Raw genomic sequence first — 24,055 nt, 5'->3', positions numbered from 1 at the left:
GTCGGGCGGTGCTTGGTGTCCGCCCCCCGGGCTACTGCCCTGTGCGCTCGTACTTGTCGTCCACCTTGCCGATTTCCTGCCAAGTGCCGTTGCCGCGGCGGTCGATCCACACGGGGCGGCCCCGTGCCGAACGGCGCTTCTCGAAGGACACCTCGTCGAGTACGCCGTTGACCGAGACCCGCTGGATCTCGCGGTCCAGGGTGTGCCGCAGCGAGGTCGCCGAGTCGTCGGCGGGGAGTTTGCCGAGGGCTGTGGCCAGGGCCATCGCGCCGTCGTACAGCTCCTGGTTGCCCTGCGCCGGGAGGTTCTGGTCGGGCTCGCCGGTGTAGTTGCGGGTGCGCAGGACGCCTGCGGGGATGTTCTTCTCGGTGGCTTCGGTGCTCGTCCGCTTCTCGGAGTCCTGGCAGACGCCCTCGAAGCTGCTCTGGGTGAGCACGGGGCCCGTGAAGCCGTCGGCCCTGAGGCGCTTGGTCCACACTCCGGCGTCCGAGTTTGCGGGTACCACCACCGCGTCCGCCCGTGCCTTGGTGGCCAGGGCGGGGATCTGGGCCGGCTTCACGTCGCTGGGGCTGGTGTTCAGTGCCTCGGTGGTGATGCCGCCCCTGCGCAGCGCCGTGCCGATGCCGTCCTCGCGGTTCGCCCAGAGCTTGTCCTCCGCCACCAGCACCCTGCGTGCCTTCGTCTGCGACAGGAGGTAGCGGGCCATCGCCGTGCCCTGCCGCGCGTCGTCCGCGGGGATGGCGAACGCGCCGTCGGCGTGGGCGACGCCCGAACAGGTGCTGATCTCGGGGAGGAACGCCTCGTCCGTGTCGTGCACCCAGGCGAATCCGGAGGTGTCGCCGATGACGGCGAGCATGCGCGGGTGCTTCGCCAGCATCTTGCGGGAGCTGACGTCCGGGTCGGCCGTCACGGGGACGATGCGGAAGCGGCCGCCGCCCTTGGTGCCGAGCGTCTCGGCGAACGCGGACTTCACGGTGCGCAGTTGCTGCGTGGTGAACTGCTTGAACTCCGAGGTCTCGTACTCGTCCGGCTCGACGCCTTCCCTGGGGGCGCCGACGTGCCGGGAGTCGTGGGCGACGCCGATCTCGTAGACGGTCTCCTTGGCCCCGCCTACGGAGTCGCCTGAGGATTCGCCTGACGAGTCGGAGGAACCGGACGTGAGGGAACGTATGCCGAGACCCGTCGGGATGCCGACCGCCAGGACGAGGACGGCGGCGATCAGCGGGCGCTTGCGGGAGCGGCGTCGGGCGTCGGGCGCGGACGGGGTGATGGTGTCCTTGTGGACAGCCGGTCGGGAGACCTTCGCTCCAGCGGCGCCGGGATCGGGCGTGGGCGTGGGCGTAGGCGTGTGCGTGGCGGGCCGGGTCTCGGCGTTCGCGGTGCGGGCCGCCTGCTCTTCGCCGCGGTCGGCATCGCCTTCGCGCGGGTTGTCCACGCGGACCGTCGGCCTGCGGGGCGGATGCGACGCGTGCCGACGGTCCGAGGGGGAGTCGGCCACCGAATCCTGGGCGTCCGACGCGACTCCGGCGGAATGCCCGGATGCGGGACGCCCGGATGCGGGCCCGGAACGGTCGGACGGCTCCGCGTCGGCCGTCCCGGTCCCGGACGACTCCGTACCCGGTGACTCCGTACGCGTCGACTCCGCCCCGGGGCGCAGCGACCGCCCCGCCGCCAGCACCAGCTCGAGCGCCGTCGCCGCGTCCGCCGGACGGTCCGCGGGGTCCTTGGCGAGCAGGTCGAGGACCAGGCGTTCCACCGGCCGGGTCACCTCGCCGCGTGCCGCGCTCGGGCGCAGCGGCGCGTCGTTGACGTGGTTGTACATGACGCCGACCGCGGTACCGGTGAACGGCGGTCTGCCGACGAGGAGTTCGTAGAGGACGCAGCCGAGCGCGTACAGGTCCGTGCGGCCGTCGCCCGGCTCCTGGCGGAACCGCTCCGGCGCCAGGTACGGCACGCTGCCGAACGGCAGCTGCCCGGTCTGGGTCAGGCGCGAGTCGCCCGCGACGCGCTCCATGAACGTGGCGATGCCGAAGTCGACGACCTTCGCGGTGCCGTCCGGGGTGATCATTACGTTGCCGGGCTTGATGTCGCGGTGCACGACGCCCGCCGAGTGCGCCGCGTCCAGGGCGCGGCAGATGTCCGCCGCCCAGCGCAGCGCGTCCGCGACCGGGACCCGGACGCTCTCGCGCAGCAGCTGGTCGAGCGAGCGTCCCTGCACCAGGGCCATCACCAGGTACGGGGTGCCGTCGTCCGTGCCGTGGTCGTGTACGGCGACGATGTACGGGCTGTCGAGCGCGGCCGCGGCGCGGGCCTCCTGCCGGAACCTGGCCAGGAGTTGATCGGCCTCGCTCGCGCCCGCCGACGTCGACGGCACGAAGAGCTTGACCGCCACCTCGCGGCCCAGGCTTCGGTCGCGGGCCCGCCAGACCTGCCCCATGCCACCTGCGCCGATCGGCGCCAGCAACTCGTACCGACCGTTCAGCAACCGCCCCCGCATGTGTCCTCCCTCAGACCCGGTGATCCTAGCCAGCGGCTCGGGCACCGGGCGGGCAGGCCACCCCTTTACCGCACGCCTTTACCTCACCCCGTCACCAAACCCCTGTACCTCACCCCTTGACCGCGCCGCCCAGCGCGAAGCCGCCGCCCAGCTTCCGTGAGATCAGGACGTACAGGAGGATCACGGGCGTCGAGTAGATGATCGAGAAGGCCGCCAACCGGCCATAGACGACTGTGCCCTTGTTGCCGAAGAAGTCATTGATGCTGACCGACGCCGGCATCTGCTCCGGGGTCAGGAGCAGCATGAACGGGACGAAGAAGTTGCCCCACATCATGACGAACGAGAAGACCGTGACCACGGCCACTCCCGGGCCCATCAGCGGCAGCACGATGCGGATCAGCGACTGGAAGGACGACGCGCCGTCCGTCCATGCCGCCTCCTCCAGTTCCTTCGGCACGCCGTCCATGAAGTTCTTCATCAGCCAGATGGCGAACGGGAGTTGGGACGCCGCGAAGAAGAAGATCGTGCCCTGCATCGTGTCGATCAGGTCCACCTGGACGAACAGTGCGTACACCGGAACCATGATCGCGGTGATCGGCAGGCTCGTCGCGAAGAGGATCGTCAGCATGAACGGGCGGTTCAGGCGGGACTTGAAGCGCGAGAGCGGGTACGCGGCGAGTGCCGCGCAGACCACCGTCAGGATCGTGCCGCCGCCGCAAAGCAGCAGGCTGTTCATCAGCGGTGTGAAGGTGATTTCGGGGGTCAGTACGGCGTCGTAGTTGTCCAGGGTGAGGCCGTCGGGGACCTTCACCTTCAGATCGGCCTTGGTGTCCAGCGAGGACAGGATCACCCAGGCCAGCGGCAGGACGAACGCCGCCGCGACCACGAGCAGCCCCGCGTCCGCGGCGAGGCGCCGGCTCGTACGACGTGAAGTGAGCGTCCTGGAAGGCGACTTGACGGTGTTGGCGGACACTCAGACCTCCGTGCGGAGCAGGCGCATATAGACGAGGGAGAAGAGTGAGCCGACGACCAGGAGCAGGAGTGCCACCGCCGTGCCGTAGCCGATCATGCTCTTCTGGAAGGCCTGTTCGTACATGAACAGGGGGAGGGTCTGGCTGCGGTTGCCGGGGCCGCCGCGCGTCATCACCCAGATCAGGCCGAAGACGGACAGGGTCTGCAGGGTGTTCAGCATCAGGTTCGTGCCGATGGAGCGGCGGATCATCGGCAGCGTGATGTGCCACATGCGGCGCCAGCCGCCCGCGCCGTCCACCTCGGCCGCCTCGGTGATCTCCTTGGGGATCTCGTTCAGGGCCGCCGAGTAGACCAGCATCGAGAAGGCCGTCCCGCGCCAGACGTTGGCGAACGACACCGCCAGGATCGGCAGCGTGTACATCCAGTTCTGGGACGGGAGATGGAGGAAGTCGAGCACCGCGTTGAGGGTGCCCTCGCGGCGGAAGAACGCGTACAGCAGGAAGGCCGCCACGACCTCCGGAAGCACCCACGCCGTGATGACGATCGCGCCGGTGAGCGTGCGGACCGGCTTGGACGCCCGCTGCATCAGGGACGCGAGCGCGAGGCCGATGGTGTTCTGGCCGATGAGGGACGAAAGGACGGTGAAGACGAGGGTCAGCCAGACCGCGTTGAGGAACGCCTCGTCCCCGAAGGCCTTACGGAAGTTGTCGAACCCGACGAAGCTCGACTCGGCCTGGCCGGTGAGCTGGAGGTCGGTGAAGGCGATGTACGCGCAGTAGCCGATCGGCCCCGCCAGGAACAGGAGCAGGAGGATCACGGCGGGGGAGACCGGCAGGGCGCGGGTCAGCGCTCTGCCGGTCTTCCCGCTGCGGGACGGGGGGCGCGATGCGCCCTGGCCCGGCGCCGTCTTGACGATGTCGCCGGGCCCGGCGGGGGGTGCGGCGGTCACTTCTTGATGACCTCGCCGTCCGTCGCCGCCTCGACCTCGTCGTCGTATCCGCTCGCCGCGTCGGCCACGGAGGCGTCGCCCGTCGTGACCTTCTCCATGGACTCCTGCACCGCCGTGGAGACCTTCGGATACGCCGGGTACGCGGGCCGGTAGTGCGTCGAAGGCACCAGGTCCGTGAAGAACTTCAGGCCGGGCTGCGCCTTGAGATACGCGGGGTCGGCCGCGACGTCCTTGCGGACCGCGATGCCCGAGTTCGCCACGTACCACTTCTGGGCGTTGGCCTTGGTCTGCATCTGTTCGATGAACTTGAAGGCCAGGTCCGGGTTGGCCGCCTTGGACGGGATCGCCCAGGTCCAGCCGCCGGACATGCTCACCTTGCCGGGAGCCTCGCCGTTCTGGGTGGGCATGTGGGCAAGGCCCAGCTTCTGCGACCACTCGGGCCACTCGTGGCCCGCGCCCTTGCCCCAGTCCTGCGGCAGCCACGAGCCGTCCAGGTTGATGCCGAGCTTGTCCTCGGGGAGGAGTTCGCCGCGCACCCGGGTGGCGAAGTTCGGGTCGAGGGCGTCCGAGACATCCGGGCCGAGCTTCTCCTTGTAGACCGTCTCGACGAACTCCAGGGAGTCCTTGAAGCCCTGACTGCCCGTCACCCACTTCTTCGACTTCGGGTCGTACATCGGGTCCTTGCCCGTGCCGTACAGGAGCATCTCCATGCCCTGCATGGTGGCCGCCTCGCCCGCGGGCTTACCGGTGTAGACGTTCAGGGGCGTGACCCCGGGGACCTTCTTCTTGATGGTGCGCGCCGTCTCCAGGATGTCGTCCCACGACTTCGGCTGCCAGTCGGCGGGAAGACCGGCCTTCTTGAAGATGGCCTTGCTGAACCAGAGTCCGCGGGTGTCGGTGCCGTCCGGCACGCCGTACGTCTTGCCGTCCGCCGCCTTCGCCGCCGACTTGGACGTGCCGATGAACTGGTCCCAGTCCTTCCACTTGTCCAGATACGGATCGAGCGGCTTCAAGTACCCGCTGGTGATGTCCGAGTTGATGAGGAAGGTGTCCTCGTAGACCAGATCGGGCGCGGTCTTCGGGGAGCGCATCATCTGCTGCAGCTTGGTGTAGTACTCGGAGTCCGGCGCCTTGATCGGCACCAGCTTGACCTTCTTGCCGGGGTTCTCCTTCTCGAACTGCTTCTTCACGTCCGCCAGAAAGTTGTCCATGACCTTGATCTGGTTGTCCGTGGACTGTTTGAAGGAGACCTTCACGGTGTCCGGATCATCGCCGGAGTCCCCGCCGCAGGCGGTGAGGGTGCCGGCGGCGACCAGGGCGGTGGCGAGGAGCAGTGGAGTGGTGGGGCGCACGGGCACGACCTCCTACTGGCCGACGCGGCGAGGTTGCCACGCCGGGCTGCAACGCGGGCTGCCCGGTGAACGTAAGGGCGTGCTCGGAGCAAGGTCAATGCCCGTGCGTCGCCGCCTGTCATCAACGTGACAACGTTGTTATGGCGGCCCCGCCTCCGGTGTCCACCGGTGGCTCCACGGTGCCTCAGGTGGCTGAAGTCAGCCAGCGGTACACGTATTCGGGGCGGCCCACATGGCCGTACTGCGGGGTGCGGGTCGCGCGGCCCGTGGTGACCAGGTGCTCCAGGTATCGGCGTGCGGTGATGCGGGAGATGCCGACGGACTCGGCGGTGGCCGCCGCGGTCAGGCCGTCGGCCGGGGCGTCGCGCAGGCCGCGGGTCACGCGTTCCAGGGTGGGTCCGCTGAGGCCCTTGGGGAGTGCGGCGGGGCTCGGGGCGCGCAGGGTCGCCAGGGCGCGGTCCACCTCGTCCTGGCCGGTGGCCTCGCCTGCGGCGGTGCGGTAGTCCGCGTAGCGGGTGAGGCGGTCGCGGAGGGTGGCGAAGGTGAAGGGCTTCAGTACGTACTGGACCACGCCGAGGGATACGCCTTCTCTGACCACCGCCAGGTCGCGGGCGGACGTCACCGCGATGACGTCCGTGCGGTGGCCCGCGGCCCGCAGGGTGCGGGCGAGTTGGAGGCCGTGGCCGTCGGGGAGGTGGAGGTCCAGGAGGAGGAGGTCGACGTCCGTGCGGTCGAGGGCGCGTTTTGCCTCGGCGGCGGTGTGGGCCTTTCCGGTGGCCCGGAAGCCAGGGACTCGGTTCACGTAGAGGACGTGGGCGTCTGCGGCGACGGGGTCGTCTTCGACGACCAGGACGCGGATTTCCTCGGTCACTTGGTGCCTCCGTTTGGTACGTCCTCTGTACTGGACGCCTCTTCATCGGCACCCGGCATCGGGGGTTGTGCCCACCCGTTCCGCCGTGCGGAACGCCTGCCCACAACCTCAGCGGCTGCCTGCAGGTGCACTTCGAACTCCGCCCCACCCCCCGGCGCCTCCCGCACCGTAAGCGACCCCTCGTGTTTCGTCACCGTCTGGTGGACCAGGGCCAGGCCAAGGCCGCGGCCCGTGGTGGCCTTGGTGGACCAGCCTCGTTCGAAGACCGCTTCCGTGTGGGCCGGGTCCACGCCGGGGCCCGTGTCCGAGACCCGTAGCGTCAGACCCCGCTCGTCCGCGCGGGCCGTCACCGTCACGCGGGCCGCCGGGGAGCCCTGGGCCGCGTCCACCGCGTTGTCGATCAGGTTGCCGAGGACCGTGACCAGGTCGCGGGCCGGCAGGTCCGGCGGGAGCATGCCGTCGTCGATGCTGCTGTCGGGGGAGACGACGAGCTCGACGCCGTGTTCGTTCGCCTGGGCCGCCTTGCCCAGGAGCAGGGCCGCGAGGACCGGCTCGTTGACCGCCGCGACGACCTGGTCCGTCAGCGTCTGGGCCAGTTCCAGCTCGGCCGTGGCGAAGTCGACCGCCTCGTCGGCGCGGCCGAGTTCGATGAGGGACACCACCGTGTGGAGGCGGTTGGCGGCCTCGTGCGCCTGCGAACGCAGCGCCCGCGTGAAGCCGCGCTCCGAGTCCAACTCGCCGGTCAGGGCCTGGAGTTCGGTGTGGTCGCGCAAGGTGACCACCGTTCCTCTGCGCTCACCGCTCGACACGGGGGAGGTGTTGACGACGACCACCCGGTCCGCCGTCAGGTGCAGCTCGTCCACCCGGGGCTCGGCGGCGAGCAGTGCGCCCGTGAGCGGGGCCGGCAGGCCCAGTTCGGCGACATTGCGGCCCACCAAGTCGCCCGATACGCCGAGCAGTTCGCGTCCCCCGTCGTTGATGAGGGCGATCCGCCGCTGCCCGTCCAGCATCAGCAGGCCCTCGCGCACCGCGTGCAGCGCCGCCTCGTGGTAGTCGTGCATCCGGCTCAGCTCGGTGGCGTTCATGCCGTGGGTGTGGCGGCGCAGGCGGGCGTTGACGACGTACGTACCGATGGCGCCGAGCGTGAGCGCGGCCGCCGCGACACCGAGCAGGGCGGCCAGCTGGCCGCGCGCCTTCTCGCTGATCTCCTCGATGGTGATGCCCGCGCTGACCAGGCCCGTGATGCGGTCGCCGTCATGGATCGGGGTGACCACGCGCACGGAAGGGCCGAGCGTTCCCGTGTACGTCTCGGTGAAGGTCTTGCCCCGCAGGGCGTCCGCCCGGTGGCCGAGGAAGCGCTCGCCGATCTGTTCCTCGTCGGGGTGCGTCCAGCGGATGCCGTCCGGGTTCATGATCGTGACGAAGTCGACGCCGGTGTGCCTGCGCACATCGGTCGCGTACGGCTGGAGGGTCTTCGTCGGATCCTCGCCGCGCACCGCTTCACGTACCGAAGGGGAGTCCGCGACCGCACGCGCCGCGGCCGTCGCCTGGTGGCGCGCGCCCTCCTCCGCCTGCCGCCGGTCGCTCAGGAACGTGAACAGGGCGCATCCGGCCACCACCAGGGTGACCAGCACGATCTGCATCGCGAAGAGCTGGCCCGCGAGGCTGCGCGGGCGGGGTGGACGGGTGAGGGGCATGTTGTCAGTCTGCCTCGCTGTATAAGCACGAACTAAATGAACGTAAGGGTGACCGCCGTCACAGGGCGAGAGATAGTCGCCGGGATTCCTCGCCCAGGACGTGAGCCGCACGCACTGGCTGAAAAACGCCGACGTAGTCGTTCAAGGAGGGCCCCCGTGGCCGACACCACCGACAGCAAGGTGGCTCCGGCACCCGCAGCAAAGCGGGACCGCACCCACTATCTCTACATCGCCGTCATCATCGCCGTCGTGCTCGGTATCGGTGTCGGCCTGCTCTTCCCGGACTTCGCCAAGGAGCTCAAGCCGGTCGGTACCGGCTTTGTGAACCTGATCAAGATGATGATCTCGCCGATCATCTTCTGCACGATCGTGCTCGGCATCGGCTCGGTCCGCAAGGCCGCCAAGGTCGGCAAGGTCGGCGGGCTCGCGCTCGGCTATTTCGTCGTGATGTCGGTCGTCGCCCTCGCCATCGGCCTGCTGGTCGGCAACATCCTGCACCCCGGTTCCGGCATGGACCTGACCGAGGCGGCCAAGGACGCGAGCCACGACGCCGCGGACGAGGCCAGCACGGGAGCCGTCGACTTCCTGATCGGGATCATCCCGACGACGCTCGTCTCGGCCTTCACCAAGGGCGAGGTCCTTCAGACCCTGCTCGTCGCGCTCCTCGTGGGCTTCGGGCTGCAGGCGATGGGCTCGGCGGGCACGCCGGTCCTGCGCGGCGTCGAACACATCCAGAAGCTGGTCTTCCGGGTCCTCGGCATGATCATGTGGGCCGCCCCGGTGGGCGCGTTCGGCGCGATGGCGGCGGTGGTCGGCGAGACCGGCACGGACGCCCTGAAGGCCCTGGCCACGATCATGATCGGGTTCTACGTCACCTGCGCGCTGTTCATCCTGATCGTGCTCGGCACGCTGCTTCGCCTGGTCACCGGCGTGAACCTCTTCAAGCTCCTGAGGTACCTGGGCCGCGAGTTCCTGCTCATCCTCTCCACCTCGTCGTCCGAGTCCGCGCTTCCGCGGCTCATCGCGAAGATGGAGCACCTGGGTGTCAGCCGCCCGGTCGTCGGCATCACCGTCCCGACGGGCTACTCCTTCAACCTCGACGGCACGATGATCTACCTGACCATGGCTTCGCTCTTCATCGCCGACGCCATGGACCAGCCGCTCGGCATCGGCGAGCAGGTATCGCTGCTCCTCTTCATGATGATCGCGTCGAAGGGCGCGGCGGGTGTCTCGGGGTCCGGCATCGCGGTCCTGGCCAGCGGCCTGCAGTCGCACAAGCCGGCCCTGGTGGACGGCGTCGGCCTGATCATCGGCGTCGACCGCTTCATGAGCGAGGCCCGCGCCCTGACCAACTTCGCGGGCAACGCGGTCGCGACGCTCCTGATCGGTACGTGGACCAAGGAGGTCGACCGGGAGCGGGTCACCCTGGTCCTCGACGGGAAGCTGCCGTTCGACGAGAAGACGCTGCTCGACAACGGCGACGACGGTGAAGACGGCGACGACGCCCCGGCCGTGGAGGCCGCGTCGACCGTGGACGCGGTGCCCGGTCAGCCCGGCAGCAGCGAGAGCGAGAGCGCGAAGAAGTCGCTGACCGCCTAGCCGGTCACGGTCGCCCTGCGCTCGGCGACCCTCTCCACCAGTTCGGTGGCTTGTGAGGCGGGCAGGCCCGCCGCGGTCAGAAACGTGATCGCGGTGGACCTGCCCGCCTTCTCCGCCGGTACGACACCGTCGTTGACGGCCTCCATCACGGCGAACAGGATCCCTTCGAGTACGTAGCCGAGCGCCCGCGTCGGCAGCGGCGTCACGAACGTGCCGTCGTCCAGGCCGCGTTGGAAGATCGCCAGGCCGGACTCGTGGACGCAGCCGAGCCGTTCGCGGATGCTGCCCATCGTGACGCTGCGATGCGAGAGCGAGAGCAACAGGCGGTAGCGGTCGGCGACTTCCCACACGGCGAGCAGTGATCCGGCCACCGCTTCCGCCGGGTCGTCGATGCCGTCGCGGCCCGCGGCGTGCGCGGTCTCCACCGCCTCCACCGCCCGCTCCACGATCGCGTCGATCAGCGCGTCGCGGCTGGGGAAGTGCCCGTACACCGTCCGGCGCACCACGCCCGCGGCGCGCGCGATCTGGTCCATGGACGCGTCGGGGTCGCGCAGCAGCTGCGTGACGGCGACGTCGAGGATGCGGCGGCGATTGGCGTCGGCTCTGGCGCTGCTCGGGCTGCTCGCGGGGCGGGGGTTCATGGCCCCATTCTGCCCACCCCCGCAATGGGCCCACGCCCCCACTTGCACATTGCTGTGCAATGTCGGGTATCTTGCACAGGAGTGTGTAGTTGCACAGGCTTGTGCAACAGGTCTGTGTGAGACGGGATGGGTGGAATCCAATGCCATTGCTGATCAAGGAACCGGTCGAAAGGACGGACCGGCCGTACGCCCGCCGCTGGTGGGCCCTCGGCGTGCTCTGCCTGAGCCTGCTGATCGCCGTCATGGCGAACACCGCCCTGACGGTGGCGGCCCCTGACATGACCATGGACCTCGGTCTGTCCAGCTCCGACCTGCAGTGGGTCATCGACGCGTACACCGTTCCGTACGCGGCCCTGATGCTGCTGCTCGGCGCGATCGGCGACAAGTACAGCCGCCGCGGCGCGCTGGTGCTCGGCCTGGTGATCATGTCCGCCGGTGCCGGGGCGGGCGCGCTGGTGGACAGCGCGACGGCGGTCATCGTGGTCCGCGCGGTCATGGGCGTCGGCGCGGCGCTGATCATGCCCGCGACGCTCTCGCTGCTCGCGGCGACCTTCCCGCGCGAGGAGCGCGCCAAGGCGATCACGATCTGGGCGGCCACGTCGGGCATCGCGATCGCGGCGGGACCGCTGATCGCGGGCGCGCTGCTGCGTGACAACGGCTGGCACTCCACCTTCCTGATCAACATCCCGGTGGCGGTGCTCGCGATCATCGGCGCGTTCGTCCTGGTCCCGCCGTCGAAGGCCGCCCAGCACGGCCGGATCGACTACGTGGGCGGGCTGCTCTCGGTGGTCTGGGTGGGCGCGCTCATCTTCACGATCATCGACGGCCCGCACTTCGGCTGGGGCGCGCGGGCGATCGGCGCGGCGGTGGTAGCCGGAATAGGCCTGGTCCTGTTCGTGATCTGGGAGCTGCGGCACCCGCGGCCGGTCCTGGACGTCCGCAAGTTCGCCGACCGCGGCTTCGCGGGCTCGAACCTCGCCGTGGCGCTCTTCTTCCTCGCGGTGTTCGGCGCCTTCTACTACCTCACCCAGCACCTCCAGTTCGTCCTTGCGTACGACCCGCTGGAGACCGGCGTCCGCATGCTGCCGCTGGCCGGCGCGGTCTTCGTCGGCTCGGCGGTCACCGGGATCCTGGCGCCGCGCATCGGTGGCCGGATCATGGTGGTGGCGGGCATGGTCGGCGGCACGGTGGCCCTCGCGCTGCTCACGCAGATCGACGCGGGGTCCGGCTACGGCGACTTCGTGGCGCCGCTGATCGTCCTCGGCCTTTCGCTCGGCTTCGCCGTGTCGCCCTGCACGGACGTCATCATGGGCGCGTTCCCCGAGTCGGAACTCGGCGTCGGCGGCGCGGTCAACGACACCTCCCTCGAACTGGGCGGTTCGCTGGGCATCGCGGTCCTGGGATCGGTGCTCGCGGGGTCGTACTCGTCGAAGCTGGCGGACGGGACGGCGGGCAGCAAGCTCCCCGCCTCCGCCCTGGAGACGGCGCAGGACTCGGTGGGCGCGGGCAACGGCGTGGCGCAGGGCATCGCCGAGCAGGCCAGGGAGCTCGCGGAGACGGCGGCGAACGCGACTTCCCCGCAGGAAGCGGCCCAGCTCAAGGCCCAGGCCCAGGAACTCGCGCAGGGCGCCGGCCAGATGAGGGACGCGGTCGGCTCCGCGTTCTCGGACGCGGTGGCGCACACGAGCCTGATCGGCGCGGTGATCCTCGGGGTCGGGACGATCGTGGTGGCGGTACTGCTGCCGCGGGCCGGGAAGGGCGGCCGGGTGGTCGCTGCTTCGGGGACGGCGACCGAGGGGGAGCGGCCCGAGGCCGCGGACGAGCGTGAGTCCGTTTCCGCGGACGGCGGTCGCTGACAAGTTCCGCGGACGACGGTCGCCGACAGGACGATCCGTGCTGGTGGGGCGTCGATACGATCAATGGCAGCGGTGCTCGACCGGCGCCGTGATCGCGGGGAAAGGTGAAGTCGATGGCGCCCAAGCCGAAGCGTGCCGCCATAGGGGAGACGTGGATCAGGTGTCTGGTCTGCCAGGGGGATCTGTTCCGGGACCGGGAGGTCAAACTCAACAGTTCCGGAATGGAGTTCATGAACCTGGCCTGGGCCAATGAGTCCGCCACGGGCCTGATCTGCTGGCAGTGCGGGCACGTCCAGCTCTTCGTCAACCGGGAGCTTCGGATGTACAAGGCGGACAAGTGACGGGGTGTCATGACGGCCAGGTGTGAGTAGCCCCTGACCGGCGTACACGAGCCCGGCGGCGAAGCCGCCGGGCTCGTTCCTTCGTTCGGGCGGCTGCGGCGTGTGCCGGGTGAGGTTTCCGCCATCTAGGTGGACGTGCGCGCGGACTGTTGACCGTTATTCAAACCTGCCAGTAACTTCAGCGTTGCACTACTGAAACACCCGCCACGGCCGGGCCGTTGGTGCATGTGGCTCGCTCTTCCTTGCTCTGGGACTGACCCCCCATCGGATTCAAAGGAGACTCCAGATGGTGATCCGCCGTGCCCTCGCGCTGCGCCTGGCAGCCGCCCTCACCGGAACCGTCGCCCTGGGGCTCGTCGCCCCGGCGCAGGCCGCCGCTTCCGAACCCCTCGACTACGTCGCCCTCGGCGACAGCTTCAGCGCCGCGTCCGGCGTGCTGCCGCTCGACCTTTCCGCCCCGCTCCTGTGCGCGCGGTCCACGGCCAACTACCCGAACGTCGTCGCCAAGCGCACCGGCGCCCAGCTCACCGACGTGACCTGCGGCGGAGCCCAGACCAAGCACTTCACCGAGTCGCAGTACCCCGGCGTCTCCCCGCAACTGGACGCGGTCGACGCCGGCACCGACCTCGTGACGATGACCATCGGCGGCAACGACAACAACACCTTCATCAACGCGATCGTCGCCTGCGGCACCGCCGGTGTGCTCTCCGGCGGCAAGGGCAGCCCCTGCAAGGACGCCAACGGGGACAGCTTCATCAAGCAGATCGACACCAACACCTATCCGGCGCTCAAGGCCTCCCTGAGCGCCATCAAGGCCAAGGCGCCGCAGGCCCGCGTCGCGATCCTCGGCTACCCGTGGATCCTGCCGGCCAAGGCGGACCCGAGCTGCTTCGCCAAGATGCCGGTGGCCGAGGGTGACGTGCCCTATCTGCGGGAACTCCAGACCCACTTGAACAAGGCCGTGCAGCGCGCCGCCTCCGAGACGGGTGCCACGTACGTCGACATGGCCGCCGCATCGGAGGGGCGCGACGCCTGTGCGCCGCACGGGACCCGCTGGATGGAGCCGATGCTCTTCGGCACCAACTTCGTGCCGGTGCACCCCAACGCCCTCGGCGAGAGGGGCATGGCCGAGCAGGCGATCGGCGCGCTGAACCTCAAGTGACCGCGCGCGGCGGCGAGTCGGCTACGGGCGCGTCCACACCGCGACGTAGTCGACCGCCATCGCGTGTCCCGGATCCGTCTGCGCCACCGGTGTCGCCCGGCCCGCGACGCCGTCGGGGAACGCCCCGCCCATCGCCACGTTCAGCAGGATGAAGTACCCCGCGTGGTCCGTCATGTCGGACCAGGTCGCGGCCGAGAAGCGGTCCTGGCTCAGGGAGTGGAACTGCTCGCCGTCCACGTACCAGCGCAGCTGGTTCGGGCTCGTCGAGCGGTCCCATTCGAAGCGGTACGTGTGGTAGGCCGACTGGCAACTCGCCCCCGGGCAGGCGCGGTTGGCGCCCAGGCCCTGGGTCTCGTTGCAGTCGCCCCCAGGGTTCACCCCGCAGTGAAGGACGCCCCAGACCGAGTTGATGCCGTTCACGTTCTCCATGACGTCGAACTCGCCGATCGACGGCCAGTTCTGGTAGTTGCCCCGGTAGGGCGCGCCGAGGGCCCAGAAGGCCGGCCAGTAGCCGAGTGCGCTCTCGCCGGTGACGTCCGGCATCTGGATGCGGCCCTCGATGGCGAGCGTGCCGCCCTCGGGTGCCTTGAAGTCGGCGCGTTTGGTCTCGATGCGGGCCGATGTCCAGTTGCCCGCGCCGTCCTTGCGCGGGGTGATCCGCAGGTTGCCGTTTCCGTCGAGGGCGAGGTTGTCGGGGGAGTCGGTATACGACTGGATCTCGCCCGTGCCCCAATTCGCCGGGCCTCCCGGGTAGTTGTGGCCGATGTCGATCTGCCAGTTGTCGGCGGACGGCGGGGCGCCCGCGCCGCCGTTGAAGTCGTCGCTCCACTCCAGCGACCAGCCGGGTCCGGGCGGCGGCACGTCGCCGCGTGCCGTGCCGGGCGTCATCAGTGCGGCCAGCAGGCCGACCGCGGCCAGGCCCGCCAGGACGGGGGCGGTGCGGCTCGTGCGATGGATGCGTTTGGTGCTCATGGAACACCTCCGTGGGGGGAGTGCGCGTGACGGTGAGAGCGCTCTCAGGGTTTTGTAGTTGCAGGCATGCGGGGCGTCAATGGGCGGCGCGCCTTCAACTTCTTGCTTACCTTTTGGTAAGTACCTGACTAATTAGTCGGTACTTGTGGGGAGTTGGGCGCCCGTCAAGCATGGTCGGCATGACGAACCAGAGCCGACAGGCTTCCACTTCCACTTCCACTTCTTCCGCTTCCGCCTCTTCCTCCGTGACCGTTCTCGGCCTCGGCGCCATGGGGCAGGCCCTTGCCGCCGCCTTCCTGGCGGCCGGGCATCCCACCACCGTCTGGAACCGCACGCCCGGCAAGGGCGACGATGTGGTCGCGCGGGGCGCGACCAGGGCCGCCACCGCCGCCGATGCGGTCCGGGCCTCGGACGTGGTGGTGGTCTGCCTCCACGACTACGAGGTCTCGCAATCCGTACTCGGCCCGATCGCCGCGGAGTTCTCCGGACGCGTCCTCGTCAATCTCACATCGGACACCCCGGATCGCTCGAGGGAGGCCGCCGCCTGGGCCGCCGAGCACGGGATCGACTATCTGGACGGCGCCATCATGGTGCCGGTGACGATGATCGGCACCGCCGCCGCGCTGCTCTTCCACAGTGGTCCGAGGTCCGTGTTCGAGCGGCACGAGGGCACGCTCAAGGCGCTCGGCGGCAAGACCGTGTACCTCGGCGACGATCACGGACTCGCCGCTGTCTACGACAACGCGCTGCTCGACTTCTTCTGGACCAGCATGTACGGGCTCGTGCACGCCTTCGCGCTGGCCGGTGCGGACGGGGTCAAGGGCGCGGAACTGGCCCCCTACATCAGCGACCTGCTCCCGATCTTCCCGCCGGCAGTCGAGGGGACGGGAGCGCAGGTCGACTCCGGCGACTATCCGGGCGAGCAGGCCCCCTTGGTCACGGAGGCCGCCAATGTCGACCACATCATCCACGCCTCCGAGCAGCGGGGCCTGGACGTGCGCGCCCTGAGCGGCATCAAGGCCGCCCTGGACGTGGCCATCAGCAAGGGGCACGGCGCGAACGGCTGGACGGCCGTCATCGAGGCCATCCGCCCCGCCGCCGGGCAGGCCGGCTGACCGACAGGCGGGCCCCGGCCCCGGCGGCGTACGGTGAAGAGGACGGCAGTCACAGGGCAGGAGCCGCACCATGACCGGTGAACCCAGCTTCTTCGAGATCGGTGTCGAGGACGCGGAGCGCGGGCGCGCCTTCTACGGCGAGCTGCTCGGCTGGTCCTTCGTGCAGGGGCCGTCCGGGAAGGGCTATGTGATCGACACTCCGGGTGTCCCAGGCGGTATGCACGGCAGTGACCCGGGGGCCTCGCCGTATCTCTTCTTCAAGGTCGACGACCTGGACACCGCCCTGGCGCGGGTGATCAAGCTGGGCGGCACCGTCGAGGCGCCCATCGGTGCGGGCAGCGATGAGTCGGACGCGGCCTACGGGCGGTTCCGGCTCTGCCGGGACGACCAGGGCTCCGTCTTCGGCCTGCATCAGCCGCCGCCCGCCGGCTGAAGTCTCACGGAGCTCGCGCTGGCCTTGACGCCCACGTCAAGGATTACCGTCGTGGACATGCGCATCGGCGAACTTGCGGAGCGGGCGGGCACCACCACGCGGACGCTTCGGTACTACGAGTCACGGGGGCTGCTGCCCGCACGTCGCAGCGGCAATGGCTACCGCACCTATGAGGAGGACGACGTACGCCTCCTGGAGCAGATCAGGACCCTGCAGGACTTCGGGTTCGATCTGGAGGAGACGCGGCCCTTCGTGGAGTGTCTGCGGTCCGGTCATCCGGCGGGTGACTCCTGTCCCGCCTCGCTCGATGTGTACCGCCGCAAGCTCGGTGAACTCGACGCGCTGATCGCCGAGTTGAGTGCGGTGCGGGAACAGGTCGGCGCGCAGCTCGTGCGGGCCGAGGCGGCGGTTGTGGGGGGCCCGGAGCCCCGTTGCGAAGTGTCGGGATGAAGTGACGGAATGAGGAGCGGGGAGCATGTCCCATTTCAAGGTGGCGGGCGTGGACCAGGTGACGGACGCGGACTTCGAGGGGGAGGTCCTGAAGTCGGAGGTGCCGGTGCTCGTGGAGTTCGGCGCGGAGTGGTGCGGGCCGTGCCGGCAGCTCGGTCCCGTGCTCGGTGAGATCTCGCGCGAGGAGGCGGACCGGCTGAAGGTCGTGCAGCTGGACGTGGACCACAATCCGCGGACGGCGATCGCGTACAACGTGCTTTCGGTGCCGTCCCTGCTGGTGTTCCGGGGTGGTGAGCCGGTGAAGCAGATGGTCGGCGCGCGGCCCAAGCGCAGGCTCCTGGCCGAGCTGGCCGATGCCGAGGTGCTCTGACCCCGGCGCACGTAGCTGGGTGCGGACAAAGAAATACCCCGGACGAATTGACGTCCGGGGTATTTCTCTGCGTATATTGGATTCTTTCGCGAAGCCCTGCCCAATTGGGCTGCGTCTATATGAGCATAGCGGCATCACGAGAACCTGTATAAGAGCACTGTAACTGGCGAGGGGCTGAATTGTCAACCGAGGAATTGCGGGAAGAGCAGCAATTCGTCTCCGGGCTGTATGCGCGCCTCGACGCGCTGCGCGAGGAGGCCGAGTCCGCCGTGCAGGCGTCGTTGTCGCAGGTGGGCAACGGTCTGCAGGCGCGCCTTGAGCGCGATGTCATGGTGGCCGAGCAGTCCGGTCTGCTGGCCGCGTTCAACTCGGGGGAGAACGGACTGTGCTTCGGGCGGCTTGAATTCCGCGACGGCCGCGATCACCACATCGGGCGTATCGGAATCCGCGCATCCGATACCGAACGCACCCCGCTCGTGATCGACTGGCGTGCCGATGTCGCACGCCCCTTCTATCTCGCGACCGGTCATGTTCCGATGGGTCTGCGCAGGCGCCGGCACATCACCACGGAGGGCCGCAAGGTCACGGCCCTGCACGACGAGATCCTCGATCTCAGCGACACCACCCGCACCGGGTACGAGGGCGCGGACGCCGACGAGGTGCTGCTCGCCGCCCTGGACTCGGCGCGCACCGGCCGGATGCACGACATCGTGCAGACCATCCAGGCCGAGCAGGACCGCATCATCCGTGCCCCGCACCGCGGCGTCCTGGTCGTCGAGGGCGGCCCCGGCACCGGCAAGACGGTCGTGGCGCTGCACCGCGCGGCGTTCCTCCTCTACGCGCACCGTGAGCTGCTCGCCAAGCGCGCGGTCCTGATCGTCGGCCCGAACCCGGCCTTCCTCGGCTACATCAGCGAGGTCCTGCCCGCGCTCGGCGAGACGGGAGTGCTCCTCTCCACGGTCGGCGAGCTGTTCCCCGGCGTCACCGCCACCGGCTTCGAAGGACCCGAGGCCGCCGAGGTGAAGGGCCGCGCGCAGATGGCGGACGTGCTCGCCGCCGCGCTGCGCGACCGCCAGCAACTCCCCGAGCCCGGCGCCCCGTTGATCATCCGGCACGACGACGGCGATCTGATCCTGGACTGGACGATCGCCCAGGAGGCGCGGGACGCGGCGCGCGACGCGGACGTGCCGCACAACCTCGGCCGCCCGCACTTCGCCTTCCACGTCATCGACTCCCTCACCGCCCAGCTCGCCGAACGCATCGGCGCCGATCCCTACGGCGGCCCCAACTTCCTGGGCCCCGACGACATCGCCCAGCTCGGCAAGGCGATCGCAGCGAGCCCCGAAGTGCACGCCGCCATCGAGGAGTTGTGGCCGACGCTCACCCCGCAGGGCTTCCTCGCCGACTTCCTGGAGGAGCCAACGCCGCACCTTTCGGAGGACGACGCACGCCTTGTCCGGCGCCCGCGCGGCGCCGCCTGGACGGCCGCCGACGTCCCGCTGCTCGACGAGGCCGCCGAGCTGCTCGGCAGCGACGACAGTGCGGCGCGGGCGATGGCGGAGGCCGAGCGGGCCAAGCAGATCGCATACGCGCAGGGCGTGCTGGACGTCTCGTACGCATCACGTACGTACGAATTCGAGGACAAGGAGGACATCGACGCGGATGCGTCGGAGGTCCTGCTCGCGCACGACATCATCGACGCCGAGCGGATGGCCGAGCGCCAGGAGGAGGCCGACCACCGCAGCGCCGCCGAGCGGGCGGCCGCCGACCGCACCTGGGCCTTCGGGCACATCATCGTCGACGAGGCGCAGGAGCTCTCGGCGATGGCATGGCGGCTGCTCATGCGGCGCTGCCCGACCCGTTCGATGACGCTGGTCGGCGACCCCGCGCAGACGGCGGAGGCGGGCGGCTGCGGCTCGTGGGAGCGGATCCTGACGCCGTACGTCGATGACCGCTGGGAGTACACACGGCTCGGGGTCAACTACCGCACCCCGGTGGAGATCATGGACGTGGCGGCCGAGGTGCCGCGGGCCGCCGGCGACCCGGACTTCCGGCCGCCGAGCTCGGTGCGCTCCACGGGCGTGCGCCCCTGGGCCCTGGCCACCGAGGACCTGCCCGCCGCCCTCGCGGACGCGGTCGCCGCCGAGAGCGGGGACGAGGGGCGCCTCGCGGTCATCGCACCGCGTGAGCTGCACGCCGACCTCGCGGCGAAGCTGCCCGACGTGACGGCGGGTGCCGCGCCCGACCTGACCCGCCCGGTCGTCCTTCTCGACCCGCGTCAGGCGAAGGGCCTGGAGTTCGACACGGTGCTCGTGGTCGAGCCGGCGCGCTATGGGACGAGTGACCTGTACGTCGCCCTGACCCGGGCCACGCAGCGGCTCGGCATCCTGCACACGGAGGGGCTTCCCGCCGGTATCGAGGGGGTGTTGGAGACGCGGTAGGCCGTCGTGGGGTCACACCGGCCGCAGCCACACCGTGGCGAGGGGCGGCAGTGTCAGCCTCAGTGATGCGGGGCGGCTGTGGGACGCCACCGGCTCCGGCTTCACCGGGTCGGGGTTGGTGACGTCGCCGCCGCCGTACAGCGCGGCGTCCGTGTTCAGGACCTCGCGCCAGGCGGCGATCTCGTCGGGGACGCCGAGCCGGTACTCGTGGCGCACGACCGGTGAGAAGTTCGAGACGGCGAGGAGCGGTGAGCCGCCGGTGTCCTCGGAGGCGTAGCGCAGGAAGGCGAAGACGTTGTCCTCCGCCGCGTCGCCCTCCACCCAGGCGAAGCCGCCGGGGTCCGTGTCCCGCTGCCACAGGGACGGCTCTCGGCGGTAGACGGTGTTCAGGTCGCGTACGAGGTCGCGCACGCCCCGGTGGTCGGCCGCCGCGCCGTACGCCGGGTCGAGCAGCCACCAGTCCGGGCCATGGCTCTCCGCCCACTCGGCGCCCTGTGCGAACTCCTGCCCCATGAAGAGGAGTTGCTTGCCCGGGTGGGCCCACATGAAGCCCAGGTACGCGCGGTGGTTGGCGCGCTGCTGCCACCAGTCGCCCGGCATCTTCGACACCAACGACCCTTTTCCGTGCACGACTTCGTCGTGCGAGATCGGCAGGACGTAGTTCTCGCTGTAGGCGTACACCATCGAGAACGTCATCTCGTTGTGGTGGTACTTGCGGTGCACCGGCTCATGGCTCACATAGCCGAGCGAGTCGTGCATCCACCCCATGTTCCACTTCAGGCCGAAGCCGAGCCCGCCGAAGCCGCCAGGACCCAGGTGGTGCGTCGCACGGGTCACGCCGTCCCAGGCCGTGGACTCCTCCGCGATCGTGACGACGCCGGGCGCACGGCGGTAGACCGTGGCGTTCATCTCCTGGAGGAAGGCCACCGCGTCCAGGTTCTCCCGGCCGCCGTGCTCGTTCGGGGTCCACTCGCCGTGCTCGCGCGAGTAGTCCAGATAGAGCATCGAGGCGACCGCGTCGACGCGCAGGCCGTCGATGTGGAACTCCTCGCACCAGTAACTGGCGTTGGCGACAAGGAAGTTGCGCACCTCCTTGCGGCCGAAGTCGAATTCAAGCGTCCCCCAGTCGGGGTGCGCGGCGCGGGCCGGGTCCTCGTGCTCGTACAGGGTGCGCCCGTCGAACTCCGCCAGCGCCCAGTCGTCGCGCGGGAAGTGCGCGGGAACCCAGTCCATCAGGACGCCGATCCCGGCGCGGTGCAGCGCGTCGACCAGGTACTTGAAGTCGTCGGGGGTGCCGAGCCGGGCCGTCGGCGCGTAGAACCCCGTCACCTGATAGCCCCAGGACCCGCCGAAGGGATGCTCGGCGACGGGCATCAGCTCGACGTGCGTGAACCCCAGATCGGCGACGTAGGCGGGCAATTGCTCGGCAAGCTGGCGATATGTCAGCCCAGGCCTCCAGGAGGCGAGATGCACCTCGTACGCGGAGAACGGCGCCTCGTGCACCGCCAGTTCGGCACGGCGTGCTAGCCACTCGCCGTCGCGCCACTCGTGGTGCGACTCGTACACGATCGAGGAGTTCGCCGGCGGCTCCTCCGTGCGGCGTGCGAGGGGGTCGGCGCGCAGCGTCTTCGAGCCGTCGGGCCGGGTGATCTCGTACTTGTACAGCTCGCCCTCGCCGACGGCCGGCACGAAGAGCTCCCACACACCGCTGCCGCCGAGCGAACGCATCGCGAAGCCCGTACCGTCCCAGAAGTTGAAGTTCCCCACCACGCGCACGCCACGGGCGTTGGGCGCCCATACCGTGAAGCGGGTCCCGGTCGCCCCCTCGTGCACCATCGGGCGCGCCCCGAGCGCCTGCCACAGCTGCTCGTGCCGCCCCTCGCCGATCAGATGCAGATCGAGCTCGCCGAGCGCGGGCAGGAAGCGGTAGGCATCATGGATGTCCAGCTCGGCTTCCTCGTACGTGATGTGCAGCCGGTAGTCGTCGGGGATCTCCCGCAGCGGAAGCACCCCGGAGAAGAACCCCTCGCCGTCGTCGTGCAGTTCGGCCCGCAGGTCCCTGGCCACGACCGTGACGGACAGCGCGTACGGCCGCAGCGCGCGGAACGCTATGCCTTCGCGCACCGTGTGGGCGCCGAGCACGGCGTGCGGATCGTGGTGCGTGCCGCTCAGGAGGCGCTCACGGTCGGCCTCGGGGACGGGGGACGTGGGGTGCTTCGTCTTCTTCCGCGGGGCCTGCTGCCCCGCCTTGCGCCTGCTCTTCTCGGTGGCCTCGTCGGACGGTTTGCGCGGCTGGGGGCGGGGGGTCACGGGGAGGCCTCCTCGGCGAGGGCGGTCATGGGGCTTCGGTGGCGGGGCCGTTCGTTGCGGGGCCGTTCATGGCGAGCCGGTGGACGGCGGCGAGCGGGACGGGCAGCCAGTCCGGGCGGTGGCGGGCCTCGTAGAGCACTTCGTAGACCGCCTTGTCCGTCTCGTAGGCGCGCAGGGCGACCGGATCGGTGCGCGGGTCGCGTCCTGACACCTCGGCGTATCCCGTGCAGTACGCGGCCCTGCACTCGCCCGCCCATTGGGGCGACCAGGGCTCGGCCGACCGTGCCGCGTAGTCGAAGGAGCGCAGCATGCCCGCCACGTCGCGCACCGCGGGCTGCGGCAGCCTGCGCTCGGCGAGCGGACGCGATGGCTCGCCCTCGAAGTCGATCAGCGACCAGTCCCCGGAGGGCGAGCGCAGGAACTGCCCCAAGTGCAGGTCGCCGTGGACGCGTTGGGCCGTCCAGAGCGTCTCGTCGGCGGCCAGACCGGCGAGCGCCTCGAAGGCGGTGTGCAGGGCCTTCGCGTACGGAAGCAGCGCCGGCACCGCCCCGGCGGCCGCTTCAAGGCGCTCCGCCATGCCCTCGGCGATCAGCTCCACCTGGACGCGGCCGAGCGTGACGGTGGGCAGCGCGCGGGCCAGCGCCAGGTGTACGTCGGCGGTCGCACGGCCCAGCGCCCGCGCCTCGTCCCGGAAGTCCTCACCCTTGGCGAGCTCGCGCAGCGCGAGGTCCCAGCCGTCCGTCGTGCCCTTCAGATAGGGCTGGAGCACGCCGAGGACGTTCACGTCGTCCGGCAGATCCGCGAGGAACCAGGCGGCCGGCGCGGGGACCTGGGCGCAGCCCTCACGGGCGAGCGTCAGCGGCAGCTCCAGATCAGGATTGAGGCCGGGGACGATACGGCGGAACAGCTTGAGGATGTACGTATCGCCGTACACCAACGAGGAGTTGGACTGCTCGGCGGCGAGCACGCGCGGCACGAGACCCTCGCCGATGTCCATGCGCAGGTCGCGCTCGAAGCGCAGCTTGCCGACCCGCGCCCGCATCCGCAGGGCCTCCATCAGGAACTCGGCCATACGCGGGTCCTGCAGCGCCTCATAGACGGTGAACCCGGCGAGCGGCCCCGCCGTCACATGGCCGATCAGCGCCGACGCGAGCCGCGGCGGCAGCTCGCGCCGCACGCCGAGCAGCAGCTGATAGCAGTCGGCGGGCGGTGCGGCGGCGGCTCCGCCCTCCCCCGGGATCCGTGGCTGGTCCACCCGCACCAGGAGGTGCAGCAGGCCCGACCTGGCGGTGGGCGGCAGCAGTTCGGTCGCCGTGACCAGGTGGAAGCCGGAGATCGGACGGCCCTTGCCCGCGAACCAGCGCTGCCTCGGCAGCCAGCCGCGCAGGAGCGGATCGAGCGAGGCGAGCAGCGCGTCCGTGGTGATGCCCGGGCGGGTGACGGCTTCCGACATGGCGTCGCGTCCTTTCCGCGGTGCGGACAAGGGAGAGTGCGGGAGTGCCGGTCGTGCGGGAGTGCCGGTTGTGCGGGGAGAGTGCCCAGGGCGGGGCGGTGGAAACCGCCCCGCGCAGGTGTCGCAGAGGTGGAGCCTACGCCGGTTCCTTGCGCAGCCGGAACCAGTAGAACCCATGCCCCGCCAGTGTCAGGAGGTAGGGCAGCTCGCCGATGGCCGGGAAGCGCACCCCGCCGATGAGCTCGACCGGGTGGCGGCCGTTGAAGGTCTGCAGGTCGAGCTCGGTGGGCTGGGCGAAGCGGGAGAAGTTGTGCACGCACAGCACCAGGTCGTCCTTGTACTCGCGCAGGAACGCGATGACCGCCGGGTTGGACGACGGCAGTTCGGTGTACGAGCCGAGCCCGAAGGCGGGGTTCTGTTTGCGGATCTCGATCATCCGGCGGGTCCAGTGCAGGAGCGAGGCCGGGGAGGACATGGATGCCTCGACGTTGGTGACCTGGTAGCCGTAGACCGGATCCATGATGGTGGGCAGGTAGAGGCGTCCGGGGTCGCAGGAGGAGAAGCCGGCGTTGCG

At 69.9% G+C, this 24,055-nt stretch carries 19 protein-coding genes and 1 pseudogene; 9 read left to right on the top strand and 11 right to left on the bottom strand.

Annotated elements, in window-relative coordinates:
- Positions 1-31: 31 nt before the first annotated feature.
- From AB0G47_RS11015 to AB0G47_RS10990, 6 genes are all read right to left on the bottom strand, one after another.
- Positions 32-2,497, bottom strand: coding sequence for a protein kinase (locus AB0G47_RS11015; RefSeq protein ID WP_360766938.1), 2,466 nt, complete (start codon positions 2,495-2,497; stop codon positions 32-34).
- Positions 2,498-2,606: 109 nt separating this feature from the next.
- Positions 2,607-3,470, bottom strand: coding sequence for a carbohydrate ABC transporter permease (locus AB0G47_RS11010; protein ID WP_360766935.1), 864 nt, complete (start codon positions 3,468-3,470; stop codon positions 2,607-2,609).
- A complete protein-coding gene (locus AB0G47_RS11005; protein ID WP_360767981.1) occupies positions 3,471-4,316 on the bottom strand; it encodes a sugar ABC transporter permease in 846 nt (281 codons plus the stop codon).
- 98 nt (positions 4,317-4,414) lie between these two features.
- Positions 4,415-5,770 carry an extracellular solute-binding protein gene (locus AB0G47_RS11000; protein ID WP_360766932.1) on the bottom strand — a complete coding sequence of 452 codons (1,356 nt, stop codon included), beginning with the start codon at positions 5,768-5,770 and terminating at the stop codon, positions 4,415-4,417.
- Positions 5,771-5,954: 184 nt separating this feature from the next.
- On the bottom strand, positions 5,955-6,641 hold the full coding sequence (locus tag AB0G47_RS10995) for a response regulator (RefSeq protein ID WP_266870893.1): 687 nt from the start codon (positions 6,639-6,641) through the stop codon (positions 5,955-5,957).
- Positions 6,638-8,338: a sensor histidine kinase gene (locus tag AB0G47_RS10990; RefSeq protein ID WP_360766929.1), complete on the bottom strand. Its 1,701-nt coding sequence runs from the start codon at positions 8,336-8,338 to the stop codon at positions 6,638-6,640. The genes AB0G47_RS10995 and AB0G47_RS10990 overlap by 4 nt, the downstream gene beginning before the upstream one ends.
- A 156-nt stretch (positions 8,339-8,494) precedes the next feature.
- Here AB0G47_RS10990 and AB0G47_RS10985 point away from each other — a divergent pair, with 156 nt between their 5' ends.
- On the top strand, positions 8,495-9,937 hold the full coding sequence (locus AB0G47_RS10985; RefSeq protein WP_360766926.1) for a cation:dicarboxylase symporter family transporter: 1,443 nt from the start codon (positions 8,495-8,497) through the stop codon (positions 9,935-9,937).
- Here AB0G47_RS10985 and AB0G47_RS10980 read toward each other — a convergent pair.
- Positions 9,934-10,578 carry a TetR/AcrR family transcriptional regulator gene (locus AB0G47_RS10980; RefSeq protein ID WP_360766924.1) on the bottom strand — a complete coding sequence of 215 codons (645 nt, stop codon included), beginning with the start codon at positions 10,576-10,578 and terminating at the stop codon, positions 9,934-9,936. The two genes, AB0G47_RS10985 and AB0G47_RS10980, sit on opposite strands and share 4 nt — an antisense overlap.
- 140 nt (positions 10,579-10,718) lie before the next feature.
- Between AB0G47_RS10980 and AB0G47_RS10975 the strand changes: the two genes are divergently transcribed.
- The 3 genes from AB0G47_RS10975 (at position 10,719) to AB0G47_RS10965 (ending at position 13,937) form a co-directional block, all read left to right on the top strand.
- Positions 10,719-12,434 (top strand): MFS transporter, encoded by a 1,716-nt coding sequence (locus AB0G47_RS10975; RefSeq protein WP_360766921.1) that lies wholly within the window; start codon positions 10,719-10,721, stop codon positions 12,432-12,434.
- A 113-nt stretch (positions 12,435-12,547) separates the two neighbouring features.
- Positions 12,548-12,775, top strand: a complete 228-nt coding sequence (locus tag AB0G47_RS10970; protein WP_360766918.1) for a hypothetical protein — start codon at positions 12,548-12,550, stop codon at positions 12,773-12,775.
- A 286-nt stretch (positions 12,776-13,061) separates the two neighbouring features.
- Entirely contained in the window at positions 13,062-13,937 is an 876-nt protein-coding gene (locus AB0G47_RS10965; RefSeq protein ID WP_360766915.1) for an SGNH/GDSL hydrolase family protein, read from the top strand.
- Between the two features lie 27 nt (positions 13,938-13,964).
- Here AB0G47_RS10965 and AB0G47_RS10960 read toward each other — a convergent pair.
- A pseudogene (locus AB0G47_RS10960) lies at positions 13,965-14,909 on the bottom strand (glycoside hydrolase family 16 protein); the annotation flags it as partial.
- Positions 14,910-15,154: 245 nt separating this feature from the next.
- Here AB0G47_RS10960 and AB0G47_RS10955 point away from each other — a divergent pair.
- The 5 genes from AB0G47_RS10955 to AB0G47_RS10935 all read left to right on the top strand — a co-directional run bounded on the left by AB0G47_RS10955 (position 15,155) and on the right by AB0G47_RS10935 (position 19,718).
- Entirely contained in the window at positions 15,155-16,024 is an 870-nt protein-coding gene (locus AB0G47_RS10955) for an NAD(P)-binding domain-containing protein (RefSeq protein ID WP_360766912.1), read from the top strand.
- Between the two features lie 70 nt (positions 16,025-16,094).
- A complete protein-coding gene (locus AB0G47_RS10950; protein WP_360766909.1) occupies positions 16,095-16,457 on the top strand; it encodes a VOC family protein in 363 nt (120 codons plus the stop codon).
- Between the two features lie 57 nt (positions 16,458-16,514).
- Positions 16,515-16,907 (top strand): MerR family transcriptional regulator, encoded by a 393-nt coding sequence (locus tag AB0G47_RS10945; RefSeq protein ID WP_360766906.1) that lies wholly within the window; start codon positions 16,515-16,517, stop codon positions 16,905-16,907.
- Between the two features lie 25 nt (positions 16,908-16,932).
- Positions 16,933-17,277 carry a thioredoxin gene (trxA, locus tag AB0G47_RS10940; RefSeq protein WP_360766903.1) on the top strand — a complete coding sequence of 115 codons (345 nt, stop codon included), beginning with the start codon at positions 16,933-16,935 and terminating at the stop codon, positions 17,275-17,277.
- 179 nt (positions 17,278-17,456) lie between these two features.
- A complete protein-coding gene (locus AB0G47_RS10935) occupies positions 17,457-19,718 on the top strand; it encodes a helicase (protein WP_360766900.1) in 2,262 nt (753 codons plus the stop codon).
- Between the two features lie 12 nt (positions 19,719-19,730).
- Here the strand turns inward: AB0G47_RS10935 and glgB are convergent, their stop codons facing one another.
- The 3 genes from glgB to AB0G47_RS10920 all read right to left on the bottom strand — a co-directional run.
- The gene (gene glgB / locus AB0G47_RS10930; protein WP_360766897.1) at positions 19,731-22,028 is read right to left on the bottom strand and encodes a 1,4-alpha-glucan branching enzyme; all 2,298 of its coding nucleotides are present in this window, start codon (positions 22,026-22,028) and stop codon (positions 19,731-19,733) included.
- Between the two features lie 25 nt (positions 22,029-22,053).
- Positions 22,054-23,481, bottom strand: a complete 1,428-nt coding sequence (locus AB0G47_RS10925) for a maltokinase (protein ID WP_360766895.1) — start codon at positions 23,479-23,481, stop codon at positions 22,054-22,056.
- 136 nt (positions 23,482-23,617) lie between these two features.
- Positions 23,618-24,055, bottom strand: a 438-nt coding sequence (locus tag AB0G47_RS10920; RefSeq protein WP_360766892.1) for an alpha-glucosidase C-terminal domain-containing protein, incomplete at its 5' end; no start/stop codon positions are given.

It is taken from the genome of Streptomyces sp. NPDC021622 (assembly GCF_040640795.1).
Lineage (GTDB): Bacteria > Actinomycetota > Actinomycetes > Streptomycetales > Streptomycetaceae > Streptomyces.
This window is presented reverse-complemented; position numbering and strand designations above follow the sequence as displayed.

What these genes read in the sequence shown, in the direction of transcription:
- AB0G47_RS11015 (WP_360766938.1), bottom strand. Translation starts at nt 2,497, where the DNA reads ATGCGGGGGCGGTTGCTGAACGGTCGGTACGAGTTGCTGGCGCCGATC.
- AB0G47_RS10990 (WP_360766929.1), bottom strand. Translation starts at nt 8,338, where the DNA reads ATGCCCCTCACCCGTCCACCCCGCCCGCGCAGCCTCGCGGGCCAGCTC.
- AB0G47_RS10980 (WP_360766924.1), bottom strand. Translation starts at nt 10,578, where the DNA reads ATGAACCCCCGCCCCGCGAGCAGCCCGAGCAGCGCCAGAGCCGACGCC.
- AB0G47_RS10975 (WP_360766921.1), top strand. Translation starts at nt 10,719, where the DNA reads ATGCCATTGCTGATCAAGGAACCGGTCGAAAGGACGGACCGGCCGTAC.
- AB0G47_RS10970 (WP_360766918.1), top strand. Translation starts at nt 12,548, where the DNA reads ATGGCGCCCAAGCCGAAGCGTGCCGCCATAGGGGAGACGTGGATCAGG.
- AB0G47_RS10965 (WP_360766915.1), top strand. Translation starts at nt 13,062, where the DNA reads ATGGTGATCCGCCGTGCCCTCGCGCTGCGCCTGGCAGCCGCCCTCACC.
- AB0G47_RS10950 (WP_360766909.1), top strand. Translation starts at nt 16,095, where the DNA reads ATGACCGGTGAACCCAGCTTCTTCGAGATCGGTGTCGAGGACGCGGAG.
- AB0G47_RS10945 (WP_360766906.1), top strand. Translation starts at nt 16,515, where the DNA reads ATGCGCATCGGCGAACTTGCGGAGCGGGCGGGCACCACCACGCGGACG.
- trxA (WP_360766903.1), top strand. Translation starts at nt 16,933, where the DNA reads ATGTCCCATTTCAAGGTGGCGGGCGTGGACCAGGTGACGGACGCGGAC.
- AB0G47_RS10925 (WP_360766895.1), bottom strand. Translation starts at nt 23,481, where the DNA reads ATGTCGGAAGCCGTCACCCGCCCGGGCATCACCACGGACGCGCTGCTC.